This is a genomic window from Streptomyces sp. NPDC031365 (assembly GCF_055569765.1).
In genome coordinates this window covers 62,914-80,091 of the sequence record NZ_JBVIIM010000014.1, presented here as the reverse complement: position 1 = coordinate 80,091, position 17,178 = coordinate 62,914, and the positions used below count along the sequence as shown (strand labels likewise).

21 protein-coding genes are annotated in these 17,178 nt (G+C 71.4%); 14 read left to right on the top strand and 7 right to left on the bottom strand.

Annotation, left to right across the window (positions count from 1 at the left end; translation table 11 throughout):
• Positions 1 to 25 precede the first annotated feature (25 nt).
• From ACZ5C2_RS21280 to ACZ5C2_RS21230, 11 genes are all read left to right on the top strand, one after another.
• Positions 26 to 868 carry a winged helix-turn-helix transcriptional regulator gene (locus tag ACZ5C2_RS21280; protein ID WP_189909647.1) on the top strand — a complete coding sequence of 281 codons (843 nt, stop codon included), beginning with the start codon at positions 26 to 28 and terminating at the stop codon, positions 866 to 868.
• Entirely contained in the window at positions 865 to 1,383 is a 519-nt protein-coding gene (locus ACZ5C2_RS21275; RefSeq protein ID WP_189909646.1) for a regulator, read from the top strand. Before ACZ5C2_RS21280 ends, ACZ5C2_RS21275 begins: the two co-directional genes overlap by 4 nt.
• Entirely contained in the window at positions 1,380 to 2,615 is a 1,236-nt protein-coding gene (locus ACZ5C2_RS21270; protein ID WP_189909645.1) for an MFS transporter, read from the top strand. Before ACZ5C2_RS21275 ends, ACZ5C2_RS21270 begins: the two co-directional genes overlap by 4 nt.
• 32 nt (positions 2,616 to 2,647) lie before the next feature.
• A complete protein-coding gene (locus ACZ5C2_RS21265) occupies positions 2,648 to 2,950 on the top strand; it encodes a hypothetical protein (protein ID WP_189909644.1) in 303 nt (100 codons plus the stop codon).
• Between the two features lie 55 nt (positions 2,951 to 3,005).
• Positions 3,006 to 4,259 (top strand): ATP-grasp domain-containing protein, encoded by a 1,254-nt coding sequence (locus ACZ5C2_RS21260; RefSeq protein WP_189909643.1) that lies wholly within the window; start codon positions 3,006 to 3,008, stop codon positions 4,257 to 4,259.
• Positions 4,256 to 5,419: an MFS transporter gene (locus ACZ5C2_RS21255; protein WP_189909642.1), complete on the top strand. Its 1,164-nt coding sequence runs from the start codon at positions 4,256 to 4,258 to the stop codon at positions 5,417 to 5,419. The genes ACZ5C2_RS21260 and ACZ5C2_RS21255 overlap by 4 nt, the downstream gene beginning before the upstream one ends.
• Positions 5,416 to 6,069: an HAD family hydrolase gene (locus ACZ5C2_RS21250; protein WP_189909641.1), complete on the top strand. Its 654-nt coding sequence runs from the start codon at positions 5,416 to 5,418 to the stop codon at positions 6,067 to 6,069. Before ACZ5C2_RS21255 ends, ACZ5C2_RS21250 begins: the two co-directional genes overlap by 4 nt.
• 46 nt (positions 6,070 to 6,115) lie before the next feature.
• Positions 6,116 to 6,976 carry an SPDY domain-containing protein gene (locus tag ACZ5C2_RS21245; protein ID WP_189909640.1) on the top strand — a complete coding sequence of 287 codons (861 nt, stop codon included), beginning with the start codon at positions 6,116 to 6,118 and terminating at the stop codon, positions 6,974 to 6,976.
• 29 nt (positions 6,977 to 7,005) lie between these two features.
• Entirely contained in the window at positions 7,006 to 7,494 is a 489-nt protein-coding gene (locus tag ACZ5C2_RS21240; RefSeq protein ID WP_189909639.1) for a hypothetical protein, read from the top strand.
• Between the two features lie 59 nt (positions 7,495 to 7,553).
• A complete protein-coding gene (locus ACZ5C2_RS21235) occupies positions 7,554 to 8,099 on the top strand; it encodes an SPDY domain-containing protein (RefSeq protein WP_246531984.1) in 546 nt (181 codons plus the stop codon).
• A gap of 277 nt (positions 8,100 to 8,376) precedes the next feature.
• Positions 8,377 to 9,378 (top strand): SpaA isopeptide-forming pilin-related protein, encoded by a 1,002-nt coding sequence (locus tag ACZ5C2_RS21230; protein WP_189909638.1) that lies wholly within the window; start codon positions 8,377 to 8,379, stop codon positions 9,376 to 9,378.
• A gap of 111 nt (positions 9,379 to 9,489) precedes the next feature.
• Here the strand turns inward: ACZ5C2_RS21230 and ACZ5C2_RS21225 are convergent, their stop codons facing one another.
• The gene (locus ACZ5C2_RS21225) at positions 9,490 to 9,993 is read right to left on the bottom strand and encodes a DUF6233 domain-containing protein (RefSeq protein WP_466408779.1); all 504 of its coding nucleotides are present in this window, start codon (positions 9,991 to 9,993) and stop codon (positions 9,490 to 9,492) included.
• A complete protein-coding gene (locus ACZ5C2_RS21220; RefSeq protein WP_468793196.1) occupies positions 9,990 to 10,223 on the bottom strand; it encodes a hypothetical protein in 234 nt (77 codons plus the stop codon). The genes ACZ5C2_RS21225 and ACZ5C2_RS21220 overlap by 4 nt, the downstream gene beginning before the upstream one ends.
• 449 nt (positions 10,224 to 10,672) lie before the next feature.
• Between ACZ5C2_RS21220 and ACZ5C2_RS21215 the strand changes: the two genes are divergently transcribed.
• The 3 genes from ACZ5C2_RS21215 (at position 10,673) to ACZ5C2_RS21205 (ending at position 12,257) form a co-directional block, all read left to right on the top strand.
• Entirely contained in the window at positions 10,673 to 11,047 is a 375-nt protein-coding gene (locus tag ACZ5C2_RS21215; protein WP_189909636.1) for an SPDY domain-containing protein, read from the top strand.
• 85 nt (positions 11,048 to 11,132) lie between these two features.
• Complete coding sequence (locus ACZ5C2_RS21210; protein ID WP_189909635.1) at positions 11,133 to 11,423, top strand: hypothetical protein; 291 nt, start codon at positions 11,133 to 11,135, stop codon at positions 11,421 to 11,423.
• 15 nt (positions 11,424 to 11,438) lie between these two features.
• Positions 11,439 to 12,257, top strand: coding sequence for an SPDY domain-containing protein (locus ACZ5C2_RS21205; protein WP_189909634.1), 819 nt, complete (start codon positions 11,439 to 11,441; stop codon positions 12,255 to 12,257).
• A 614-nt stretch (positions 12,258 to 12,871) separates the two neighbouring features.
• On the opposite strand, the gene ACZ5C2_RS21200 is transcribed toward ACZ5C2_RS21205, so the two are convergent.
• The 5 genes from ACZ5C2_RS21200 to ACZ5C2_RS21180 all read right to left on the bottom strand — a co-directional run bounded on the left by ACZ5C2_RS21200 (position 12,872) and on the right by ACZ5C2_RS21180 (position 17,111).
• On the bottom strand, positions 12,872 to 13,570 hold the full coding sequence (locus ACZ5C2_RS21200; protein ID WP_189909633.1) for a hypothetical protein: 699 nt from the start codon (positions 13,568 to 13,570) through the stop codon (positions 12,872 to 12,874).
• Between the two features lie 79 nt (positions 13,571 to 13,649).
• Positions 13,650 to 14,093: a hypothetical protein gene (locus ACZ5C2_RS21195; protein WP_189909632.1), complete on the bottom strand. Its 444-nt coding sequence runs from the start codon at positions 14,091 to 14,093 to the stop codon at positions 13,650 to 13,652.
• 428 nt (positions 14,094 to 14,521) lie between these two features.
• A complete protein-coding gene (locus tag ACZ5C2_RS21190; protein WP_189909631.1) occupies positions 14,522 to 16,264 on the bottom strand; it encodes a relaxase/mobilization nuclease domain-containing protein in 1,743 nt (580 codons plus the stop codon).
• Positions 16,261 to 16,878: a plasmid mobilization protein gene (locus ACZ5C2_RS21185; protein ID WP_373312368.1), complete on the bottom strand. Its 618-nt coding sequence runs from the start codon at positions 16,876 to 16,878 to the stop codon at positions 16,261 to 16,263. Before ACZ5C2_RS21185 ends, ACZ5C2_RS21190 begins: the two co-directional genes overlap by 4 nt.
• A complete protein-coding gene (locus tag ACZ5C2_RS21180) occupies positions 16,875 to 17,111 on the bottom strand; it encodes a hypothetical protein (protein ID WP_189909630.1) in 237 nt (78 codons plus the stop codon). Before ACZ5C2_RS21180 ends, ACZ5C2_RS21185 begins: the two co-directional genes overlap by 4 nt.
• Positions 17,112 to 17,178: the final 67 nt, after the last annotated feature.

Genomic DNA, 17,178 nt, shown 5'->3' with positions numbered 1-17,178 from the left:
CCTTACTCACCCAGGAGTTTCTCCCTTGGCCATCACCGCGCTGCCTCCCGACACCGACGCCGACATCGCCCGGGTCACCGAGGCCCTCGCCATGATCACCCCGCGCTGGAACGTCCGGATCCTGCTGGCACTCTCCGGCCCGCCGCTGCGTTACAGCGAGCTGGCGGCCAAGGTGTCCTGGCTGCAGAACGGCCAGCTCCACCCCAAGCTCAAGTCGCTGTGCGACGCCGGTCTTGTCGAGCGCACCGAGCACACCGCACGGCATGTGAGCTACGGCCACACCGAGCGTGGTGTCGCCCTGTTGCCGGTCCTGCCGATGATCGTCACCTGGGCCGAGGAGCATCTGGAGAAGGCGGACCGCCCGCTGCCCGCGATCGAGCAGATCGAGGACAGCCTCACCCTGCTCACCCGGCGGCACGCCGCCGCCATCCTGTGGGTGCTGAAGTCCCGCGAGGAGGTCAGCGGGCGGGCCTTGGCCCGGATCGTGATGCCCAGCAGCGACTGGACCAACGTGTACCCGCCGCTGCGGCAGCTCGTCTCCGACGGCCTGGTCGACACCGAGGGCATCGGCCGGCCCTACCGGCTGTCCGCAGCGGGCGACGGCCTGGGCCCCGTTCTCGGCGCCCTGTCCGCGTGGTCCGCCGGACAGCCCCTCAACCAGGCGGCCCACCACCCGGTCTGGGGGCACCCGCAGGCGAAGCCGACGCCGCGGCCGTGGATAAGCAGCCAGTCCCGGCTGGCCCCCGCAACCCTCCCGCAGACCCGGACGGGTGAGTCCTCTCCGGCATGGCACAACCGCGATCTCTTCTCGCACGCCAGGACCGCCCGCCCGAAGGCGGCCATCCCGGCGGGAGGCCCGCGCCGATGACTACCCCCTTCACCCCTGCCGAAGTACGCAACGCTGTCGAGCTGCTGGCTTCGCGCTCCTTGATCCGACTGGTCACCGAGATCGACGACAACGGGGCAATACCGCCACGCCGACTGGCCGCCACCCTCCCCGACCTCTCCTCGCGCCAACTGCGCCGCGCTGTTGAAGCGGCCCGCGCCCACGGTCTCGTCCGGACCGCACCCGGCGCCGGACTGGAACTCACCGCCTGCGGAGGGGAGTTGGCCGACCTGTACGACGCGGCTGCGCGCTGGGCCCGACGCCACGCCTACCCGGCCACGGTCTGCGAGTTCAGCAGTCGTATCCGCCACGTCCTCGACCTCCTGGCGCCCTCGCTCGCGACCGAGCGCGCCGACGGCCTCCCGCGGCCATCCGCCGCGCGACCGCCCAGCGACGAGGCCGAGGCGGACCTTGCCCGTCCTCGCGCTCTCCTGATCCAGTGGCTGGTCGACAACCCGCAGGTCACCCGGATGTCCGAGCCCGAGCCGGTCGCGTGAGCGCTGCTGTCATGCCCCGGCATGCACGCCACACCGCCGGGCTCATGCGCAGCATCTACCTGCCGCGCACGGCGGACGCTCTCGCGTTCGCGATGTCCACCTACGGCATCCCACTGCTGGTCCTGGCCACCACGCGCTCCGCCGCGCTGACGGGCGCCGCGTTCGCCCTGGAGTGGCTCCCGCGACTGGCGGCGTTCGGGTGGGCGGGATCGATCGTCGACCGGCGCGGGGCGGCCGTCGTCTTCCACCTCGCCTCCCTGGGACGCGCGCTGGCCCTCGCCGCCGGCGCGGTCCTGCTCCACCTCCACCCGTCCGGCACCCTGGCGAGCGCGACCGTGATGGTGCTTGCGGCGACCACCGGCGTGCTCACCGAGTTCAGTTACATCGCGGCCGAGACGGCGGGCGCTGCCGCCGGCCGCCGAGCGGGAAGGCGGGCCCACCGCGTCCAGGCCGTCCTGCTCGGCATCGACCAGACCGCGACCCTGGCCGGCCCGGCGCTCGCAGGGGTACTCCTGCTCGCCGGTCCGCCGCCGATGCTCGCGGTGATCACCGTGCTCTCGCTTCTCGCCGCGCTGCTCGCCCTGCGTACACCCCCCTCGCCCGTCGCCCCGGCCCGCGCGCCGAAGGGGCAATCCGGCGCCGGACTCCTCACCGGGTGGCGCACCATCCGCTCGCTTCCCGCACTCGGCTGGCTCGTGACCGGGCTGACCCTGTCCAACCTGGCCACCGGGCTCCTTCAAGCGGCTGGTCCGGTGATCGTTGTTAAGCACTTCGGGCAGTCCACCACTGCCGTCGGCCTGGTCTGGTCCGCCGCCGCGGCGGCCACCCTCTTGGCCGTCACCATCTGCCGGTTCGCGCTCGACCGCCTGGGCCTGTGGCCGGTCGGCGCAGCCTGCGCCGCCCTCGCCTCGCTCGCCTGTCTCGCCGCCGCCCAGGCCCCCGACTACCTGTCCTACCTGGTCCTAGTCGCCATCCTCATGGCGGCCGAAGGCGGCATGACGGTCGTCCTGCGCACCCTGCGCTCCCGCCTGATCCCTCCGGAGAAGTTCGGCAGCACCCTGTCGGCGACCATCCTCATCCTCCTACTGCCCTTCCCCGTCGCCGGCGTGCTCACCGCGCTCACTCCGCCCGACGCACTAGGCCACGTCATCACCGCGTGCGCCGCCCTGCAGGCCCTCGGCCTGTTCTGCGCCTTCGCCCGCCTGCGCACCGATCCCGCCCTGCGCACCTGACCCTGCTGCGTCCGCAGCTTGTGGAGAACCTCATGCCCACCGCCATCCTCGGGACGAACCGCGCGAGCGGTCGCACCATCACCGAGCAGTTCCACGCCTTCGACGCACACAACCCGCACGTCTACCGCGCTCTGGAACGCATGGCCGCCCGCCGCCTGGCCGCCGGCGCCACACGGGTCAGCTTGAAGGACCTCTTCGAAGACCTGTGCCGCCAACTCCCGTACGGCGTCGCCGGGCTGAACAACAACTTCCCCACCCTCTACGCCCGCCGCCTGATCGACGACCACCCCCACTGGGCTGGCGTGTTCGAGCTGCGCCGCCGCCGCGCCGCCTGAGACACCCCCTTTCTCTTCCCTCGTCCTGCCGCCTACCGACTCGGAGAACCCCTTCTTGTCCGCTCGCCCCCTCGTACTCGTCGTCTCTCCGGGCGATGAGGCGGACCGCGGCTACTGCCTTGAGCAGGTCGCCGCCGCATACGACATCGTCCTGCTGACCGGCGCCGAGCCATCGTGGGAGAAGCCGCACATCGTCGACCACGCCGTAGCTGATCTGAACGACACCACTGCACTCCTCTCCGCCGGCCGGGCTCTGGCGGAACGACACGACCTCGCCGGCGTCGTCACCTGGGACGAATGGAACCTCATCCCCACGGCCCGCCTCGCCCGCGCGCTCGGTCTGGCCGCGAACTCCGTCGAGGTGATGCGGGCCTGCCGCAACAAGGCCACCGCCCGCACGCTGTTCGCCCGCCACGGAGTGCCGTCAGCCGCGTCGATGAAGACCCGGACCCTGCGGGAGGCCGAACTGGCGACGAGGACCCTCGGCTTCCCCGCCGTCATCAAGCCCGCCGCAGCGGCCGGCAGCATCGGCGTGATCCGCATCGACCGGCCCGAAGAGCTGCCCGCAGCCTTCAAGTTCGCCTCTGTCGGCGCAAGCCGGAGCCGCGAGGACAGCGGCGTCCTGGTCGAGGAGTACCTCGACGGCCCCGAAGTCTCCGTCGAATGCGTCACCCACCGCGGCACCACCACCGCCGTCGCCGTGACCCGCAAGAACCTGGGCCCCGCACCCTACTTCGACGAGACCGGGCACACCGTCGACGCCGCCGATCCGCTCCTCGTAGAGGTGGCACCGACCGCCGCTGCTGCCATCAAGGCCCTGGGAATCACCGACGGCGTGCAGCACGTCGAGATACGCCTGGTCGGCAGTCGGCCCCGGCTGATCGAGGTCAACGCACGCCTGGGCGGCGACCTGATCGGCCACCTCGTCCACCTGGCCACCGGCGTCGACCTCGCCCGTGCTGCCGCCGACATCGCCTGCGGACGTACCCCCGACCTGACGCCCACCCGCCACCAGGCCGCGGCGATCCGCTTCATCTACCCCGCCTACTCCGGCACCCTCACCGCCCGCCGTGTTACGAAGCCCACCGGGGGAGTGGAGCGCGTGCGCTTCCAGCGACAGACCGGCGACCAGCTCGTACTGCCACAGGACGGCGGCGATCTGTACACCGCCCGTATCGGCTTCCTGATCACCACCGGGCTGACCGCCGCCGGCGCCAAAGCTCGCGCCCAGGAGGTGTACCGCAACCTCGACGTCCAGGTTGCCCCGGTCCCGCCGGCGGCCCTGACTACCGGGGAGCACGCCGCGTGAGGCAGACCGCAGCGCCCGAGCTGGTGCGCAGCCGTCGCCTGCTGATCGGGTACTTCGCCGGCCTGGGTGTGGTGATGGCCGTCTGGGGCGCGCGCATGCCCGCAGTTCAGAACGCCGCCGAGGTGAGTACCGCTGGGCTTGCCCTGGTCTTGCTGGCCGCCGCCTTCGGCATGGTCGGCGGACTCCAGGCGGGCGGACGCCTCGCCCGGCCGGCCCGTCTGCCCGTGCTGCTGACCGGCGGTGCCGTTGCCCTCGCCGCCTGTCTTGCCGTCCTCGGGTTCTGCCGCAGTCTGGAGAGCCTCCTGGCGGCGGCGTTCGTCTTCGGCGTCGCGCACGGCGTCCTTGACGTCGCGGCCAATTCCGCGGCGGTCCGCTGCCAGGACGCCCACGGCCACCCCATCATGAACCGGCTGCACGCGAGTTACAGCCTCGGCGCCCTCCTCGGTGCCGCGGTGGCCGCGGCCACCGCTCACACCTCACACGCCGTTCTGTTTGCCGCGGTGGCAGTTTGCGCCGCTGCGGCGGCAGGCGCGACCACGCGGCTCACCCGCACCGTCGCCAGCCCTGCACTCGAGCCCGTCCACCACGGTGCTGCACTGGGCTCGGACGGGCAGAGGGGGTTGTCCCGGCGCCGATTGTGGCTGCTGGGGGCGCTTGCTGCTGCCACGCTGCTGGGTGAAGGAGCTGCTGCCGACTGGGCGTCTGTCCACCTGCATGATCTCGGCGCGACGGCCGCGACCAGTGCTGCGGCGTACGGCTTCTACAGCGCCGCCATGGCCGCAGGCCGTCTCGTCGGAGACCGGCTCAGCGCCCGCTTCGGCGCTCTCGCCGTCGTCCGTACTGGTGCCGCGCTGGCCGCGCTCGGCTTCGCCACCGGACTGGTCGGCTCCACCATCGCCTCCGCCCTGCTCGGCTGGACGGCCTTCGGCCTAGGGCTGTCCGTCACGATCCCCAGCCTGATCACCGCCGCCGGTCATGGCGGTCCCCGCGCGGTCGCCACCGTCGCGGTCACCGGCTACGTCGGCCTGCTCGCGGGCCCCGCCCTGATCGGTGCCCTCGCCACCGTCACTGCTCTGCCGATTGCACTGCTGCTGCCCGCCCTCCTCGCTGGCGCAGTCGCCGCCCTCGCCCCCAAAGCCCTGGAGAAACTCGCCCCTTGACCCGCACATCTGTCTCCCCGACCGGCGTGGACGCCCTCATCCTCGACTACAACGGGGTTCCGGGCCTGCAACCCAGCACCGCCATGTGGACCCGTCTCGCCGACCTCGCCGAGTGGCCCGACCGGCATCTCCCCTCTTTCCAGGACGCCTTCTGGGCTCCCCGCAACGCGTACGACGCAGGGGAACTGAGCGATCTGGCCTACTGGGCCAAGGTGCTCGGACACCACCCCGGCCCGCGGTGGCTGCGCACCCTGCGCGATGCCGACACCGCCATGTGGACCCGCACCGACCCGCGCGTCCTCGACATCCTGTACCGCGCCCGGGCCGCGGGGCTGACGATGGTGCTGCTCTCCAACGCCCCGGCCCACCTCAGCAACGTCCTGGACGCCACCGACTGGCGGCGCGAGCTGATGGACGACGCCCTGTACTCCGCCCGCATGGGCCGGTGCAAGCCCGACCCGGCCGCGTACGAACATGCCGTGGCCGCCACCGGCATCGCCGACCCAGCACGTGTGCTGTTCGTCGACGACTGCGGAGACAACTGCCGGGCTGCCGCCGAACTGGGCCTGCGCACCCTGCACTACACCGGCCAACCCACAGATCTGGAAGAGCAGTTGCTGCCCGCCCCGGTCAACAACCTCTGTGCCTGACACTCATGCCGCGCCACCCACCACCGCCCCGACCCCCTGGACTTTCGTGCCCGACACCAAAGAGATCGACGGCGACGTCTACATCTCCCCGCGCCATCTCGCCTCCACCACCGGGACCGGCGACCCCGCCCTCGTCCCGCTGCTCGACCTCGGCTGGGACCTCCGGTACGACGAGGACTCCAACGTGTACCTGAGCGCTCCCGACCGGCGCGTCCGCCTGGGCTACCTGCCCGAGGGTGAGGACGACGGGCTGTGGCGTATAAGCGCCTACAAGGATTCGTTCGGCCCGCCGGCGTGGGGCGTCTGTTTCAACGACCGCGTCCCCACCGAGTTCGTCACCGCCTTCACCACCGCACTCGCCGAGGCGTACGAGCGTGGCCCGGACGCCTACCTCGCCAGGCCGGTCGCCGGGGTCGACGAGCACGATCCCTTTCTGGCTGTCGTGCCCCTGCTGAAACAGGGCTGGGAGATCGACCGCCCGCGCTGGGGCGTCTTCGCGGTCCAGTCCCCGGACGGGCTCGCAGGCCTGGAGTTCACCACCGGCGACCTCGATCCGGAAGCCGAGCTGACCACACGCGACGCCCGGTGGCAGTTGTGGGCCGGGAACTCCATCGACCGGCCTGTCTGGTACGCCACAGCCAGCACCGACACTCCCGTCGCTCTGCTCACCGCGGTCACCCGGGGCGTTGCCGATCCGGCTCCACTGCCCCGGTGGCGCGAGGAGACCTTCAGCTACATCAAGGGCATGGCCCAGCTCACCCCGATCCTTCCGCCCGAACCGCCGGCCCCCACCCCGCTCGACGTGCAGCGGGCCGTCGCGTCCCGCCGCCCGGCCGCGCACCCCGCGGCCAGCCTCCCGCGCTGGAGCACCACCAGCCGACCGGCCCTGCCCGGTCCACGCCGGTAGGACCAGCCCGATCCCTACCGGAGCCCCTCTTGTCCCTGCAGGCACCCGAGTTCTTCGCAGAGCTGTGCCTCCCCTTCCACGACAGCACCGTCGTGGGCAACACCTACTTCGCCGCCCCCGCCCCCGGCGCACCGCTGCGGCTGCGTATCGATTTCACCCGCACCATCCACGCGGACACCTACGGCGGGTTGCGTGCGGCGATTGTCCACCCGGAACGCGGCGAGATCGACGCGGTGGCGCTCAGCTTCGTGGATCACGGAACCTTCCACCGCCGCGACGAAGCCACCAACACCCGGCCGAACAGCAAGCAGTACGGCACCTTCGACAGGTACCACCGCCCTGGTCGGCCCCCGTGGGACGGGGCCGTCACCACCGGGCTGCGCGACGCCATCGAGCAGTACACCGCCGTCTGGTTCCCCGGCGCCTGGACCGCATCCATGCCGAGCCGCGCCGCAGGCCGGACCGCGCACACGTCTCCCGCCATGCCGGTCACCCGCAGCGGCACCCGTGCCCGATGAGCCGCGCCCACACCGCCAGCCCTGGCGTCCCGCACTCTCCAGCAGGAGCCCTGCCCGTGATGACCCACCCCTTTGAAAACCTCGACCCCGCCCAGACAGTGCAGGTCCTTCCCCGCCACCTTGCCGGGCCCGGCGCCGTTGACCCCCGCACCGCTTGGGCCTTCCCCTTCGACGAGGGCTGGCCGTTCGCCCAGACCGACGACGGCACGGCCGCCGCCTTCAGCCCGTGCCTGCGCCTGCAGACGACCTACGACCCTCAACCCGACAAGCCCGGCAAGGGCACGTGGACCATCAGCGCGCACCGGGCCCCGTTCACCCCGCCGGCCTGGCGGATCACCTTCGACGCCACCACCCCCGTCGAGCTGCTCCACGACGTCCACACCGCACTGCTCGACCTCTACCTCGAAGACCGGCACAGCGACCAGGACCGGCTGTTCCAGGACGAGACGGCGCCGCACGAGGCGTACGTACCGCTGCTCACCCGCGACTGGAGCCACGACGTCAAGACCGACGGCACACAGACCTTCCTCACCCCGGAAGGACTCGGCGGTATACGCCACCGATACGCCATCAGCGGCTCCAGCGGGCCGGCCTGGCGATCCTAGGGCGGATACCCCAGCGAGCCGCACTGGACGGCACGCTTCTCGTTCGGCACGCCCACCACGCTCGTCGCGGCCTTCACCGCCTCGCTCATCTCCACCGAGCCACTGCACCGCACCGTGCAAGAGGTCCCCGTCCACACCCGCCGCGCCCTCTACATCGCCACGACTACACCCATGCAGCCTCACGGCAACACACCTGTCGCCCCGCCGGCTCCCGCCCCGGTCGCTGGCCGAACCCGATGGCCTTCCCCACCCTCTGATCCAAGGAGTCCTCCTCCTCGTGCACGCACATTTCGTCCGATCCGCCGCCGTCGCCGTCGCGGTGACCGGCACCCTCACCTGGGCGCCGGCCGCGAGCGCCCAGTCCTCCGAGCCGACCCCCTCGGCCGCCGCCACCGCCGAGACGCCGACTCTGGACGCGGGCAGCGTCGAGATCACCACCAAGGACACGGCTGGCGAGGCGCTCCCCGGCGCCGCGTTCCTGCTGCTCGACTCTGTCGGCGAAGAAGCCGGACGCGGGAAGACCGATGCACAGGGGAAGCTGACCTTCCTCGACCTCGCGCCGGGCGTCTACCGGCTCAAGGAGACGGCGTCCGGCAGTCCGCTCCACGAGGTCGTCGCCGACCAGGACGTCATCGTCACCCCGGGCGCGACCACACGGCTGACGGTCACCGACCCGTTCAAGGCAGCCAAGGTTCTCCTGCAGGCCAAGGACGACAAGACCGGCAAGCACCTGCCCGGGGCGACGGTGAACATCGGCACCGGCACCTCGACGCTGCTCACCCTGACCACCGGAGCCAAGGGCACGGCTTCCGGAGAGCTACCGGTGACGAGCCGGAAGACGCAGTTCTGGGTCAAGGAGATCAAGGCCCCAGCCGGGTACGACCTCTACAAGCCGTCCAAGACGTTCACCGCGGGCCCCGCCGCCCCAGTGACAGTGACCGTCACCAACGCGAAGACCGCGACCGACCCGTCGGACAAGACGACGCACAAGCCCACCAACTCCCCGTCCGCCCCGTCAGACAAGCCGAGCAGCGGGACCGGTGGGGCCAAGCCGTCCGCGCCGGGCACCAGCACACCGGATGCCGACTCCTCGTCCACCCCGGCCGGCGACTCCACGCCGAAGACGTCGGCGGGTTCCCTCGCCCACACCGGTGCCGACGCCACACCGTGGATCGCCGCAGGCGCTGGCCTCCTCGTCGCCGGCGGCGTCACCCTGGTCGTCGCCCGCCGTCGTACAGCGGACGGGTCCGAGCCCGACGACAGCGGCACGGCCAGCTAACCGAAGAGCAACCACCGCCATCAGGCCCCCGAGACGCACTCCCGGGGGCCTGTTCGCGTCTCTCTACGCCGATCCGCTGGTCATGCTTCGGCGTCAGCGGCAGGCCCGCTACTATCCGTGCCCCTGGCCGAGTTCGAGCGCCGGGACGAGCACAGCCGCCGCGTCGCAGTCGGTGCAGGTACGCGCCCCGTCTCGCATCAGCGCGTCCACGGCCTCCAGCGTGCCCAGTTCCGTCCCGCCGCCCGCAGCGTGACGGCACGTGGCGTCGTGCACAACGGTCCGGCCCCGGCGCTCAGGCGCGGGACGGACCACCCAACCGGGGGCAGCCCGTGGCAGAGGGCCGGGCAGACGGTGGGTCGGCACGCCGGAGAGATCCACCCCCTCGATGGGCGTCAGCTGCCGATCGGTCACCCAGACCGTGTACTCGGCCGCCTCGACCCCGTCCGGGCGCGCGACCCAGGACGGGACGCCCACGAGGTAACGCCACGGGTGCGGACCGGGTACCTCCCGCCGCTCGTGGAGCCGGACCTGCACGGTCTGCCCGTCAGGAAGCGTCAGCGCTATCTCGGCCGGAAAGGATCTGGCCGTCCGGCGGCCACCGTGCGGGCTGGTCACCTACCCGGTCCGGGTCCCAGCTCCCGCGCCGAGGAGCGCAGCGCTGCCCGCTGCCCGGTCCCGGCCTGCCGCCAGTAGGGGTGCCACCACACCTGAACCGACAGCTCCAGCAGACGCCGCCGCAGGACTGTCGTCCGCTGCCGGTTGGCCGGATCAGCAAGGCTCCGGTACGTCCGCTCCCAGGCGCACTGCGCGGCAACCAGATCCTCGGGAAAAGCAGAGCAACGCATACCAACTATTGCATCATGTGTTCGATTTATAGCGCATCCCTGCAGCTAGAGGGCGACTGCAGGAGCGGCGGGCTCCCGTCTGGCTTCGCCCTCGGCGCGGACCGGTGGCTCCGGGCAGGGCGACTAGGGGCGCGCTGGGGGCAGGTCGTAGCGGCTGACAGCCAGGTACGTCTCCGGCGTGGCCGCTTCGAGAAGCCCCTCGTCGCCCTCCAGGTCGAGTTCCGGCTCCTGGGGACGGCGCAGCAGGTCACTCCAGTCGCTCGTCGCCCCCCCCGTTCGTAGGCGTCGCGGAGCAGGGGGGCGAAGCCGTGGATGGCTGGATTCGTTGTCCAAGGACAAGTTCGCCGGGGGCAGACAGGAAAGATCGCGGAAAGACTGGCCAACGCGGGCGGAGGCATGTCAACGTAGACGACCTTGCAAGAAACGCCAGGTCAGAGAGGTGATTGCCCGTGACCGTAGCGCCCGTAGGCACCGGTTTCTCTACCACCGTCGAAGCCCTGCGGCTGCGCGAGTGGCAACTCGGCCCCGGCCAGCCCACGCTCGTCATGGACCAGTTCTCCGCAGAGGACTTCCACTTGATTGTGGACGACCGCGCGGACGTGCACGTCAGCTCGAAGGACGGTCGCTTCTACCTCGGCTGGTTCCCGCTCGGCCGCCCCGGTACAGACTGCGAGGGATGGAAGATCGCCGTCACTGGCACGGCCAAGGTGTGTGGCTACCACCTGTCGTTCGACACCGAGACGCCGGCCGACATCGTCGCCGCCGCCGTGGCGCACGTGCTGGAGTCCTCACGTCGCGTACGACAGCCAGGCGCCCACGAGTAGCCCTCGCTCTGGCGGGCGGCCGGCCGGCTGTCGGGCTTCCGCCCCTTCATCGCTCACCGTTTCCCCTCACCCCAGGAGGCTGTTCGTGACGTCCTCGGAGATGACCGTCGGTGATCTCATCGACCTGCTGTCCGCCTGCGACCGGGATGCTCCGGTCCGCCAGGCCATGAACCCCTTCTTTCCGATGGCGCATCGCCTGGCGCAGGTCGTGCAGTCCGTGGACGAGACCGGCCGGACCGTCGTCTACCTTGCCGAGGGGCGGGGCGAGGACGCACAGCTCGGCCATTTGCCGCCCGAGGTCGCCGTCGCCCTGACGTGGCACGGCCCCGTCCAGCCGCCCCCGCGCCGCCCCCGCCGCAGTGCCGGCGGCAACTAGACCCGCACCGAGCCCTTGGAGGCGCCCCTGTACCCCGACTTCCCGCTCGCCCCGTCCACTCCGCCCGGAGGCCAGCCCGCGTTCTGGGTCGGTCCCCGGCATCTGGCCGGTGACGATGGGCGCCTCTACGACACCGCCGCCGACACGCTCGGTGGCCTGGGCTGGACGAGCCTGACGATCGTCCGCGGACGGCACGAGCCCGACGAGGCGCCGGAGGACCGCCAGGTCCTGCGCAGTACCGTCCTGCACATCAGCCCCGACACCCTCCGATGGGCCCAGTGGAGCCTGGCGGACGAGCCGTTCCACCTGGGAGATTTGCCGATCGCCTGGCAGATCTCTGCCCGCGCCGAGACCAGCACCCCGCTCGCTCAATGGTCGGCCTACTTCACCCCCGATGTCCCCGGCGAGGCCGTGGCCGACTTCCTCGTTGCGCTCGACGCCCGAGACCAGCCCGCCGTGCCGCTCGCTGGCCCCGAACTGGTCCTCGACGCCGTCGCCGCACACGGCTGGCTCCGCGACATCGACCAGCCCCACGTGGCAGCGACGGACCCGACGTTCACCTCGCACATCAGCCTCGGCGAGGTACCGCCGCTCATCCAGGACGTCGACCCGCGCGCCCTGACGACCGAGGCCGACGAGGCGGGACCGGTCGGATGGCAGGCATGGGCCGAGCCTGCGCTCGGCGCACCCTGCCTATGGGCGGCCTCCTTCGGTTCCAGCGTCCCGCATGACCTCGTGGCAGCATTCGCCGCCTCCCTCAGCTCGACCGCGCCGGTCCTGCGCCGGGTGCTGCCCGAGGCCACCCGGGAGCGACTGCTGCGGGCGCCGGCCTAGCGACGGCGCCCCTCAGCCAGACGGAAGAAGCCCGGTCCTCCCGAATGAGGGCCGGGCTTCTGGTATTTCCCTCCGGCGCTCGGGCGAGCCATCGAGTCGGAGGAGGGCGATGGTGTCGGGCCTGCCCGGCATCGGTGATCGCCTCCGACTCCAAGACGGGGAAGTGGGGTGAAGTGAGGTCTGCTCGGTGTACCGGTGGGGATTTCTCACGTGGTAGCGCCAGCGTCTCGAGCGGGGCAAAGCGGCGACGCTTTGGCGTAGCGGTGCCGCTCAACATGTGGTAAACGGTGGCCAGTTGAAGTGGGGCAAGGTGGCCACGTCTTGGCGTAGTGGTGCCGCATTCCTGTGCGGCTGAATAGTCGTATGCCTCGAACCGAAGAGAAGCAGCAGCCAGCCCTTGAACTCCGTTGCGGTGGAGTGCACGTCATCGTTCAACGCATCTCGCCCTGGCTGGTGGCGGCTGTCGTCATGGCCTCCGTCACGACGCTGGGGAGTGGACTCGCAGCATGGTTCACATCCCGTTAAGAACCTCCTGGACCGTGCAGCGTGGCGAGCTGCACAGCACTGCTGCCCCCGACCATCTTGGTCGGGGGCAGCAGTGCGTCGGGGGCCGGTCAGCCGGCTGCCGTGGCCTTGGCGAGGGCCTTGCCGAGGTGGCGGTCGACGAGGGCCGGGGAGCCGGAGATCACCAGCAGCAGGCTGCCGTCGCGGATCGCGGTCTGCTTGACCACGGTGCTCCGTCCTCCGGTGGAGAACGTCAGGAGCTGGCTCCACCGCTCGTCCCCGAGGCCGTGAGGTGCGGGCAGCTTCTGCGAGGCCATGTCGATCGGGGTGCCGCCCGCGACGACCTGATAGGTCGGGCATCCGGTCATGGCGTCGAAGATCCGTCCGATGCCATCGGACAGCTTGTTCGCGCTGTCGCTGTAGAGCTCCTCGGCGACCTCGGAGCTACTGCCGCCGTAGGCGAAGGCCGTCTTTGCCTTGCGCGGGAAGGTGAGCGTGCCGCCGCCGGTTGCCGCGTCGCCGCCCAGCTCGCTCAGGGCCGGGCAGCCGAAGACGGTGACGTCGTCGTGCTGGGTGGGGCGCTCCGGCTTGCGCAGGTAGCCGCTGCCGAGGTCGCTCTGGTCGAGCAGGCGCGTCTCCAGCGCGGCCGAGGTGAGCGGGGCAGTTTGCTGGGCTGCGTCGGCGGGCTTCCCGGCACGGGCGGAGGCGGCGGTGCCGGGCTTGGTGCCGGTGGTGTCGGTGGAGCAGGCGGGCACGGCGAGGAGGACGGCGGTGATGCCGAGGGCGGTGGTGGCGACGCGAACGCGCATGACGGAACTGACCCCTTGGTGCTAGGCGACGGGTGGTCAGTGCGGGCCCGCGGGCCCGGTGGGGTCGTAGGAGTGGTGGTCAGTGCCCGAGGTGGCGCAGGCAGTCCTCGAACGTGGCGTGCGTCGCGTCCGCCGGCCCGGAGTTCCGGTTGTACCAGGCGGTGTCGAGGCGGGTCTCCTGCTGCTGGTGTCCGGCCCGGCAGCGCAGCCAGATCTGGTCGCGGGTGGAGAGGATGAGCCAGTCCCGGTACGCGCCGCACGCGGCACAGGCGACCATCTCACCGTCGAGGACGAGTGGCTGCTTCCACGGCATCATCTTGCCGTCGAGCTGGTCGTGGCTGGGCACCCGCAGCTCCGGCGGAAGGAAGTCGTTCACCACGGTGGTCGGCTCGGTGTGCTCCGCCTCGGCTGGCGGCACCCCGAACCCGGGCGGGACCTGGTTCTGCAGCCGCGCATGCAGCTCGGCGAACTGGCGTTGTGCCTCGCTGGGCTGCTTGGTCCGGCGGCGTATTCGGTGAAACACCCTGGCGGCCTCCTTTGCCTCGTCCTGCTCGCTTCATGATCGTGCTCTACGCCCCCGGCGGTTTCAATTCACAAAGTCCACAGTCGCCTTCGCGCAGGTCACAAGGCATCTCCTGGCTCGGGGCAGAGGGTAACGAGTTGGCCACGGAGCGTGTCTCCGAACGGCGGGGTGACGTTCCCAGGGTGTGCCCGAACGCACCTCGTGCTCTCCCGCCGTCCACCTTCGCGGCGCCGGCTGGCTCGACTCGGGGCACCTGCGCCACTCCCTTCCCTCCTGTGTGCGTACCCGTGCTCGCGCTCCGCAGCGTGGGCCCGCACGCCGCCGGGGGCCGTCGTGGCGTACGGCCATGCCGTGGGCCGCGAGCGCGGCGGTGGCGGTCTCCTTGCTCTCGGTGGTGCGCTGAGACTGCACTCAGGCACTCGGCATGCTCACCGGGTCTTGCCCGATGTCTCCTCCCCGCTGCGGCGCCTGCCGGGCGAGTTGGGGCGGGTCGCCGTTCTGGGCGTCGAGGACCCGCGGCGCCCTGTGGTGCCGTTCTCGGACCGGATCGAGGAGTCGGCGGGCAGATCGGCCGTCCGCCGCAGCCGCCATACCAGCACGTCGCTCACCGAGTCCGCGGTGCCGAGTTCGCGGCGCCCTGCGGCGTCGGACAGGATGGCGGCCGGGTCGTGGCCGGCGGCTTCGGCGTCCGCGATGGTCGCGGCCAGGGCGTACCAGCCGGGCTCGGCGAGGATCTGCTCGGCGAGTTGGGGCAGCGTTTCGCGCAGCAGCACGGTCTGCCGCTGGAGCACCGGCCGGCTCAGACGTCGGCCTCGCTGGTAGAGCACGCCGAGCGGCTGGGCGGCGGTGGCCTGGTAGGCGGTGCGCAGGTGCTCGGCGGCCTGGGCGGCGGCTTCCGCCTGCTGGGCGTGGCCCTTTCTCGCGTGCCAGTGGGCGGCGGCGGTGATGAGGAAGAACAGCATGTCGATCACCATCGCGGTGGTGGCACCGTCCTCACCGCGGCCGAGGGCGGGCCCTCCGTGGACGAGGTCGCGGGCGGCCTGCCGCAGCGCGCGATCGTGCCCGCGTACGGCGCGTACGTGGGAGCGTGAGGCCCGCTCGAACGCTGCTGCGGCGTCTCGCAGTTCGCGGCGAGTGTGTGCGGCGGAGGTCTTCGCGAGCGCGTCCAGGACCTCGCCGGCGGCGGCGATGTGGGCGGCGGCGACCGCGTCGTCGCCGTACTCGACGATGAGCACGGCCTGCCACGCGGCCGATGCCGTCCTGCGGCGGGCGGAGGCCGGGGTGCCGGGCGCCGTACGGACCGTGTCCTCCTGCCGTGGAGTCGGATCGGTCCCGGTGTCGCCGGACCAGCGCTCCCGGATGCGGGGCAGCGACAGGTCGGGGGCCAGGCGTGCGCCGGGGTAGAACACCGGCTCGCCGTCCTTGTTCAGGTCGTCGGGCAGAGCGACCTTGTATCCGAGGAGGTCTCCGGAGGGTGCGGCGCGTTTACGGATCAGGAGGCCGGCGGCGGCGAGCCGGTCGAAGAACTCCTCGTCACTCCTCGCACCGGACACCGCGCGCCGTACCGTCTCGCGCAGCTCCTCGCGGGCGGTGCGCTCGCGACCCTGGCGTTCGGCCTTGTGCCGTTCGGCACTGGTGGGCCGCTGTGCGGCGGTGCCGTCGCCGGGGGCGACCTGCCGGAGCCCGAGTTCCTTCTCGATGAGACGGGCTTCGGCCTGCGCCCGTTTACCGGATCGGTGGTGGTCGGGGCGGCGGCCGTCTTCGCGCACGAGGGTGGCAACGATGTGGATGTGGTCGTCAGCGTGCCGCACGGCGGCCCAGCGGCAGCCTGCGCCGTCGCGCGGGTCGATCCCTGTGGCGGCGACGATGCGACGCGCGATGTCCGCCCACTGGTCGTCGGTCAGGATCGGGTCGTCGGGCGCAGCACGCACCGAGCAGTGCCACACGTGCTTGTCGGGGCGTTGATCCGCGGCAAGGAGATGGAGGGGCTGGTCGAGCAGCTGTCCGAGATCCTTCTTGGTAGCTGTCGCATCGCGTCCGGGGTCAGGCGACATGCCGTCGAAGGAGGCGACGAGATGTGGATCGACGTGTTCCTCGTGGGTTCCCTTGCCGTAGAGGTAGTACAGCAGGCCCAGGGTGTGGCTGCCCTGCTTGTGGATCTGTGGAATCAAGGAGCCTCGTCTGCCTGCCGGTTGGCTACCTTGTCGGCAGCCATCCTCACCGCGTCGGCCGCTCGGTGGACGTCGGCCATCACCTGGGTCAGCTGGGGAACGTCACCGCCGGAGTTGAGGATCTTGGCGGCTTGATTGAGGTTGCTGCCGGCCCAGCCGAGCTGCCGCCTCATCGCGAACAGTTCGGTGAGCACGTCGCGTTCGGTGGCGATGGCGACGGCGGTACGGGACTGGTCGCGGGCCATGGCTAGCCCGGCGTAGGCGAGGAACCCTGCCACGCTCATACCGGCGGCGTCTGCTCCGGCCTGGATGAGAGCGAGTTCGGACGGGTTGAGGCGGACGCTGTGCGCGCGACGCTGCTTCTTGTCGCGCGGACGCGCTCGCCTCTTCGGCCGCCCCTTGTGGGCGGCTTTTGGCTGCGATCCGCCCTCGGTCGCAGCCTTCCCGACTGGCGCCCCCTGGTGCCAGTCGGGCCCCGTCACCCCAGGGGCGGGGACGGGTTCGGACACTGCCCCCTCGGGGGAGTGTCCGAACCTCCATCTTGCTCGCCCCGAGACCGAGTTGGAGTCGCGAGCAGGTTCCGGGGTGGTGCCGTTCCGGGTGGGGTTCGTCATCGGATTTCGGGCCTCATGGTTCGGGTGTGGTGCTGGATGGTCGCGGCCAGCGCGAGGATGTCGGCTGGTCCCAGGAGGACGCGGACGGGTCCGTCGGGCCGGTTCTGGACGAGCCACTGGCCGGTCGGCGCGAGGACGGCGGCGTGCAGGAACTGTCGGCGGACCAGGACGTCCGCCCAGGCGCTGGCCTCGGCGGCCGTGGGCTCGGAAGAGCGAGGGGGAGGCGAAATCACTACGTGTCTCCTGGAGCGGGGCGGTGGCCCGGCATGGAGCCGGGCCACCCTTTGCGGATAGGGGCGT